The 7,836-nt window shown below is 34.0% G+C and carries 10 protein-coding genes; 1 reads left to right on the plus strand and 9 read right to left on the minus strand.

Annotated elements, in window-relative coordinates; translation table 11 throughout:
* From WBQ70_RS00520 to map, 9 genes are all read right to left on the minus strand, one after another.
* The coding region (locus WBQ70_RS00520; RefSeq protein WP_423909069.1) for a DUF1572 family protein at positions 1 to 226 on the minus strand (226 nt) is incomplete at its 3' end.
* Between the two features lie 87 nt (positions 227 to 313).
* Positions 314 to 766, minus strand: a complete 453-nt coding sequence (locus WBQ70_RS00525; RefSeq protein WP_423909071.1) for a DUF2062 domain-containing protein — start codon at positions 764 to 766, stop codon at positions 314 to 316.
* 377 nt (positions 767 to 1,143) lie between these two features.
* Positions 1,144 to 1,716: a pentapeptide repeat-containing protein gene (locus WBQ70_RS00530; protein WP_423909074.1), complete on the minus strand. Its 573-nt coding sequence runs from the start codon at positions 1,714 to 1,716 to the stop codon at positions 1,144 to 1,146.
* Positions 1,716 to 1,937: a DUF6095 family protein gene (locus WBQ70_RS00535; protein WP_423909077.1), complete on the minus strand. Its 222-nt coding sequence runs from the start codon at positions 1,935 to 1,937 to the stop codon at positions 1,716 to 1,718. Before WBQ70_RS00535 ends, WBQ70_RS00530 begins: the two co-directional genes overlap by 1 nt.
* 35 nt (positions 1,938 to 1,972) lie before the next feature.
* Complete coding sequence (gene murQ / locus WBQ70_RS00540) at positions 1,973 to 2,782, minus strand: N-acetylmuramic acid 6-phosphate etherase (protein WP_423909080.1); 810 nt, start codon at positions 2,780 to 2,782, stop codon at positions 1,973 to 1,975.
* A gap of 108 nt (positions 2,783 to 2,890) precedes the next feature.
* Positions 2,891 to 4,249 carry an ATP-binding protein gene (locus WBQ70_RS00545; protein WP_423909083.1) on the minus strand — a complete coding sequence of 453 codons (1,359 nt, stop codon included), beginning with the start codon at positions 4,247 to 4,249 and terminating at the stop codon, positions 2,891 to 2,893.
* 115 nt (positions 4,250 to 4,364) lie between these two features.
* Positions 4,365 to 4,754: a VOC family protein gene (locus tag WBQ70_RS00550; protein ID WP_423909086.1), complete on the minus strand. Its 390-nt coding sequence runs from the start codon at positions 4,752 to 4,754 to the stop codon at positions 4,365 to 4,367.
* Positions 4,755 to 4,761: 7 nt separating this feature from the next.
* Positions 4,762 to 5,139 carry a nuclear transport factor 2 family protein gene (locus WBQ70_RS00555; RefSeq protein WP_423909088.1) on the minus strand — a complete coding sequence of 126 codons (378 nt, stop codon included), beginning with the start codon at positions 5,137 to 5,139 and terminating at the stop codon, positions 4,762 to 4,764.
* A gap of 169 nt (positions 5,140 to 5,308) precedes the next feature.
* Complete coding sequence (gene map, locus WBQ70_RS00560) at positions 5,309 to 6,073, minus strand: type I methionyl aminopeptidase (protein ID WP_423909091.1); 765 nt, start codon at positions 6,071 to 6,073, stop codon at positions 5,309 to 5,311.
* Between the two features lie 653 nt (positions 6,074 to 6,726).
* On the opposite strand from map, the gene WBQ70_RS00565 reads away from it, so the two are divergent.
* Positions 6,727 to 7,836, plus strand: a 1,110-nt coding sequence (locus WBQ70_RS00565; protein ID WP_423909093.1) for an alpha-amylase family glycosyl hydrolase, incomplete at its 3' end; no start/stop codon positions are given.

The following is a 7,836-nucleotide window of genomic DNA, read 5'->3' on the forward strand; positions in this document are numbered from 1 at the left end:
CACGATGACGCCATTCTTTTTCTCCATCTGTAGTCATAAAATCAGTCCAACGCGAGAGCATATTGCCTGAGATGTGTTTGACAATTGTGGCAATGCTATTCGTATTTTCATTTGTTTGAAAAAGTAATTGTTGCGGTTCTACTTGTTCCATCGCATTTTCACCAATGATTTTATAGTACAAAAACTGTTTTTTGATACTTTCGAGATAAGTTGCGTTGATTTCCATTTTACCAAAATTGAGATGCAAACGAATTTACTAAATTCAGTATTATTAAATGGTAACGAGAAGTTTTTATTGGTAAAAAAAATAGAATTAAATATTCCTATTACGTTCAGGAATCAATTTGTTATTCAGGAGAATAGAAAATAAACTAATAGGAAGTGCGACTAATGTCCATGCACTAACACCATAAAAAAGTTTGAAGAATAAACCGCTAATGGTTTCCCAAAACGAAATATTGAAACCTCTTTGAATTTCGTTAAAACTAATTAATGAATGCTGAATATTGAAAATGGTTTCACCAAGATGAATAAAAGGAATAAACAAAAGGTATTGCAGTGGAGTAGCAATATAACTAATGATAATCATCAAAGGTAAATTCAGTTTAAAACGAAGCGCAACAACAGTCAATAAAAGGGTAACAACTCCAAAAACAGGAAAAATGGTAAGCAACAAACTAACAATAATGGCATTGATAATAGCCTTTATTCCTAGTCCTTGATAAAAAGGAGCTTTAATTTTAGTGATTATTTTGTTGATTTTCAACCGCATGAAATTTTGATGAAATCAAAGCTAACAAAAAAGGATGCTAATTGCTAAAAATCAATGTTAATTTTGGATTATTAATTCAAACCGCAAACGGCGCAAAGTTTTTAAAAACAAAAAGGTCACAAAGTTTTCACTAAGCTCACAAAGTTATTTTAGCAAATCTGCGTATACCTGTATGCACAATTAGCATGTAGATTTATCAGATTGATATAATTTCTAAATTCTGTGTTCAAAAAAAAAAAAAATAACCACAAAGCTATGATTGACTATCCTAAGCAAAGCGACCTATCCAAAAAATAAAAGCCTATAATCCTATGTGTTAAAAAATGCGCTAAGGCTATATGAAGATCTGTTCTCTGTATTGTAAATAAAAATTAAACAATCTTAATATCATACTTACTCAACAAACCTGGAATTCCTTGCGTCGCAAATCGCGCTTTTTTCATCGGGTTAAATTCGGGATCAATGCTATAATTGTAGGCAGTAGTAAAATTTACTTCTTTCAACTGGGTTTCGTTAAAAATAGCGCCTGCCAAGTTGCAATTCTCAAAAACAGAAGCAGATAAATCCGTATTCATAAATGCTACTTCTTTTAGAGAGCAGTTGGTAAACTTAGTTTTGGGCATTTTTTTATTCGTAAAAGAAGCATAATCCAAAACAGAATCTATGAAACTTACTTGGAACAAAAAATCATTGCAAGCATGAAATTCGATTCCCATTAGTTTACAATTCGTAAAACAAACCGTTTTCAAACCTGTTCCAATCAATTTGGTCATCGAGAGATTGCAATCAATAAATTCGCAATCCATAAAAGTATTGTTGGAGAAATCACTATTCGAAAAATCACAGTTTTTAAACACGCAATCTTCAAATTCTCTATTGTGGACTCTTTTATTAATAAAAGCGACCTTGTCAAAAGTCTTTTGTATGTGAATTAATTCTTCCATTAGTCGTTAAATAAGGCTTTCATGATAAATTGCAACCCTTTGAACATCAATACTACAGCCGAAATGCAAATTGTAACTCCAACTGCCAAAACCAAATAATGCCAACCGTTTTGTTGATTCATAAAAGCATTATAAATGATTGATGGACCAATAAACAATAGGGGTAAAGCCCCTGATAAATATTTTATTCCTCTGCCTAATACCTCTTTATTTGTTCCCATCTTAAAACCTAAATTTTATCGCTTGTTTTTACAATTTATTTCCAGTTGTCAACGGCTTTACGTACGCTACCGTATTTACTCAATAATGTAGCTGCTTCGTCATAGCTTACAGGAATTTCGCCCATAATCATTTTGACACCACGATCGACTAATTTGCTATTGCTTAATTGCATATCGACCATTTTGTTTCCTTTTACTTTTCCAAGCTGAATCATTGTTGCTGTCGAAATCATGTTTAAAACTAATTTCTGTGCCGTTCCTGCTTTCATTCTGGAGCTTCCTGTAACAAATTCAGGTCCCACCACCACATCAATAGGAAATTGTGCCGTTTGCGAAATAGGACTACCTGCATTACAACAAATACTTCCTGTGATAATCCCGTTTTCATTACAAGTTTGTAAACCACCAATCACATAAGGCGTCGTTCCCGAAGCTGCAATTCCAATCACGACATCATTTGTATTAATGTTGAATTCTTGTAAGTCAATCCAAGCTTGGGTAGCATTGTCTTCGGCATTTTCTACGGCTCTACGAATGGCAGTATCGCCACCAGCAATAATCCCAACAACCATATCAAATGGCACTCCAAAAGTAGGAGGACATTCCGAAGCATCGACCACACCTAAACGTCCTGAAGTTCCTGCACCAATGTAAAACAATCGGCCGCCTTTTTTCATTTTAGCAACGATTTCTGTAACCAAAGCTTCAATGTTAGGTACTACTTTTTCGACTGCCAGAGGTACTGTTTGGTCTTCTTGGTTGATGTTTGTCAAAAGTTCATGGACAGACATTTTTTCTAAATGCTCGTATTTTGAGGATTGCTCCGTAGTTTTAGTAAAAGTCATTTTTTGAGGGTCTAAATTGCAAAGACCCAAAGGTACTATCTTTTTGAAAAGTATAATAGGTTTTGCGCTTTGATTTATTGCTGTAATGCAGTAGAGATTAAATGGATTTTAGCTATATATTTTTTCATCCTTAGTCATTTCTTGGCGAATGCCTTCTAATAAATGATCTTCTAATAACAAATAAAGTCCTTCTTCTTGCGCCTTACGGATACAGTATCGGGTGATATTTAAAATAGCACCACCAGTAAGTTCATATTTTTCGGCTATTTCTTCCAGTTTAATGGTATCTGCAAGGAATATAGGATCAGAAAATGAATTTTTCCATAATCTAAGACGTTGTTCAGGTGAGGGTATTGTAAAATGAATTATAGACTCAAACCTGTTAGTAAAGGTTTCATCAATCTTCAAATTTGTATTTGAGGCAATTATGACTGTACCAGGATAACATTCAATTCGTTGTAAGACATAAGATCTTTGTTGAAAGCTATATTTTTCGTTTGAGTCCGTTGTGGGATTATTAATTTCAAAAAGGGCATCAGCGTTATCAAAAAATAAAATCCAGTCTTTGTTTTCAGCTTGGTCAAAAATGTTTGCTAAGTTTTTTTCAGTTTCTTCCATGTTTTTTGATACCACCTGCGACAGGTCGACACGCAAAACAGCTCTTCCTGTTGATTTACCTATTAAGGCTGCTGTGAGGGTTTTTCCAGTACCTGAAAGACCGTAAAACAGGGTGCATAAACCAGATTGTTTCTTTTTTATTGCCTCTAATTCATTTGATACTAATGCTCTAGTTTCGATCAAATCCTTTATTTTGCCGATCTGTTCAAGTGTTGGATTGTCAGCTACCAAGTCACCCCACTCCAAAGGAGTTGTAATTTGTGTTGCTTGAAAATTAATTGAATATTCTGGTGTATTGGGTAAGCCCGCTATAAGATAGTTTAAGTAGTTTTCTGTTATACTTAATATGCCGCTTAGATAGGGTTCCTGTGGCTGAGAATCAATTAGTTTTAAGATATTGTTCTTGTTGAAAAACGAATCTTTACTAAAAAGGTCAAGAACAGTAAAACAATCTTCTAGGTTATCGGCGGCCAAAATAAATGCGGCTGTTTCTCCAGTAGGTAAAAAGCCCTTGTGTTGTTTTCCTTCAATACCACCAAATTCACTAAAACCCCTATCGAAAACATTATTCTTAACAAAGAAAACATCAAGTAAGTGAGGCCAAAAATGCGGTGCTAAAGCAAGGGCAAGAATCACACGCTCAAAGAAGTTTAAATTATATTGTTTGATAGACAACGCATAGCATGAAGTTTCAGTTGAAATATCAGGGGGTGTTACATCAAAAATAGAAACACAATCAGTGGGATTATTAAAATAAAGTTTAAATCGCGTATCAATAACAATACTTAGCCATTGTAATTCTCTAGTGATTGTATCTGTATTTTCTTTTCTTAATGAATGTGTCTTCATGGTATTCTTGATGAATTAGGTAGAGGTTGTTTTTATAGCCAAAAAGAGGGCTAGGGTTTTGTAAATTAAAAAGACACTCTTTAAAAACGTATGCCAGAGGGAGGAACTGTTTTGTTTAGCCCTTGTATTGATGGTATTCAGTGATTGTTATATAATATCCATCTGGATCTCGTACTGAAAATTCCTTTTTTGTTGAATTTTGGTTTAGGTGTATTTCTTCTGCAATAGGATAGTCAATTTTCTTAATATTCTCTCGAATAGTTTCCAAACTGTCTGTTTTGAAATATAGAATTAATCCATTACCTATAGCAATATTTGGATTTGTCATTGTTGGATGGTTGTGTTCTCCCCATTTATGAAGACAAATTAGTGTTTCATTGTTTTCATCTTCTAATACTGCAAACTCATCTCCACCGTGAGTCCTTTTGCAACCAAAAACGGTTTGATACCATTGAGAACTTTCGTTTACATCCTTAACTGCTATTATCGGGTCAATTTTAGTCATGTTGAATCTATAGTTTGATTATATATGATGTTATTGATTTTACTATTGTTCCTTTTGCTCCGCTAAATTCGTAGAAGTCTGAAAAGGCATATTCTTTTCCATTCTGCATTTTCATAATGCCACTAACAGCACCATCTTTTCCGTGAGTTAAAATTCGGTCAAGTATTAGTTCCGTTATTTTTTCTATTTCCATCTTTTTCAATTCCTTCGTAAACATTTCTTTTCCTTCGATTTTTTTGTCACCAAGAATATTCCAAACAATTTTGTCGGTTACATTCGCTGTTATAAAATCAGAATTCCCTGTTGCAAAAGCAATATTTAGTTCTTTTAGAAATTCTTTTTTTGGGGAATTTCCGCAATCTGAATGTATCGTTATTTTTGTCATTTTCCCGAATTTTTAATTGAAGTTCCAAATTTTGTTCAACTTCTAGGTCATAATAGAGACTTGTGGATTCTTAATTGGATTGCAAACGCTATATTTTTACTATAAATTAAAAAGGAAGTTGTTATAAATCGAATGCTAGGGGTAGTATGTTAGTGGTTAAGGTTTTTAATTAATTCCAAACTCCGTTCATTTCTGTTAGTATAATTGGCTTTCCATCAGTAATAACAATAGTATGTTCGTGTTGTGCCATAAAACCACCTTTATTACCTACCATTGTCCAGCCGTCATTAAGTTCTACTGCTTGTGATGAAGTTGTTGAAATAAAAGTTTCAATGGCAACAACTGAGTTTTTTTTAAATCTTCTTTGGTCGTATCGGTTTCTATAGTTTAATAATTCATCAGGATCTTCGTGTAAACTTCGTCCAATACCGTGTCCACCAAGATTCTTGATGACTTTGTACCCTCTTTTTTTTGCTTCGTTTTCCATTAGAAATCCGATATCTGCAATTTTTACACCACCTTTAATGTTGTCTATTGTTTTTTGTAATATTTCTTTGGAAGCATCTACTAATTTTTGATGTTGATGAATATCTTCCCCAATTACAAATGAATTTCCATTGTCTGACCAAAAACCATCAAGCTCTGCTGATACATCAATATTTATTAAATCGCCTTCACGAAGTATTCTTTTGTTGGATGGAATTCCGTGACAAAATTCATTATTTACACTGATACAGGTAAAACCAGGGAATTTATAAGTTACAAAAGGTGCTGAATGAGCTCCCAAATCTTTTAAAATATTTCCTCCAAAATCATCAATTTCCTTAGTTGTCCTACCAACTTGAGCAAAATTTTTCATTTCCTTTAAAGTGTAAGCAACAGAATCACTTACTTTTCTCATTCCCATTAACTCTTGTTCACTCGTTATAGACATACTTTTTTATTTTTCTATTAAATTCTTTTGTTTATTTTCTTGACCATTACTGTATTTACATTTAAGCTTAGCGTTTTCTTTTGAATCGAAAAGAGGGAGAAATCTAAATTTTCTTTACAGTAAATTCTAAACTTAAAAGGTATCAGTCTGTAGAACACTTCTGTTCGATTAGAAACAAAGATACTAAAAAGGCTAGTTATAGTAGGATTGTTCTTTTCCAAAAAAAAACGCAATAGCCTTTTGAAATTATTCTAACACATTTAACGAAAACCCCATAAGGATGGAGGTTGAGCGGTTACGTTCAACACGATTTTCCTTATTGGTACTTTGCAACAACGAAACTTTAGCTGTTGTAAGCTAGCTTTTTTTATTTAGAATTTCCACCAAGGTTTTTTTGGTTCCATTGGTTTAATTTCTTTTTCTATTTTTCAGAATGATTTTTCGAAGTTTTCGTTTAGCATTTTTTCGGTAAGATTGTGTCTGTAAGGATAAATTCCATCTTCGAGTCCGTTTTGAATTCATTTTTTGGATGTTAAACAGTTGAAAATAAAAATTTGCGAATTAGCGGTTAAATCATTCGTTCTTAATTGGGATAGTTTTCAAAATAAACTATATTTAAAAAATTGAAATACCATTTAACTAAGAATCGTAAAATGAAAAAAGGAAAAGAGACTACAGCAGAAACTAAAAAAGTAGTATATCATGTATTTACACGACTTTTTGGGAATACGAAAACAACTAACAAACCTTGGGGCACGATTGAAGAAAATGGAGTGGGGAAGTTCAAGGATTTTACGCCTAAGGCATTGACAGCAATAAAAAAACTAGGGGTTACACATATTTGGTTCACGGGTGTGCCGCATCATGCATTGATCAATGATTATACGGCTATAGGGATTTCTAATGACCATCCTACGGTGGTAAAAGGACGAGCAGGTTCGCCATATGCGGTTAAGGATTACTATAATGTAAATCCAGACTTGGCTGTGAAACCTGAGAATCGTTTGCAGGAATTTGAGGATTTGATTGCTAGAACGCATGCTGCGGGTATGAAGGTGATTATTGATATTGTCCCTAACCATATTGCCCGTAAATACGAGGGAAAAACAAATCCGAGAGGGGTGAAAGACTTTGGGACTAATGATGATACCTCAGTAGAATATAGTAAGGACAATAATTTTTATTACATCCCGAATTCGCAGTTTGAAGTTCCTGAGATTGTACCGCCTCTAGGTGGGGAATACGATGCTTCGCAACACGAACCGTTTGTTGAAATTCCAGCTAAATGGACAGGAAATGGCTCTCGTTTGGCTAAGCCCGACCGCAATGACTGGTACGAAACGGTAAAAATAAATTACGGGGTGCGTCCTGATGGCGGTTATGATTTTCCGTTTTTGCCTTGGGGGTATGATACGGAATCCTACAAAGTGCATTTTGATTTTTGGAAAGACAAGGAAATCCCTGATTCTTGGAAAAAGTTTAGAGACATTGCATTGTACTGGACAAAGAAAGGGGTGGATGGTTTTAGATATGATATGGCGGAGTTGGTTCCGTTTGAGTTTTGGAGTTATTTGAATTCATCGATTAAGATGAAAAATCCAGGTGCTTTCTTGATGGCGGAGGTGTATAATCCAGACCAATATTATAATTACATAAAGATGGGAAAGATGGATTATTTGTATGACAAAGTAGGTACGTATGATAAACTGAAAGATGTAATTCAAGGGCGTTCCTGGCCAGATGAATTGTCACATATTCAGCAA

The organism is Flavobacterium sp. (assembly GCF_049590715.1).
Lineage (GTDB): Bacteria > Bacteroidota > Bacteroidia > Flavobacteriales > Flavobacteriaceae > Flavobacterium.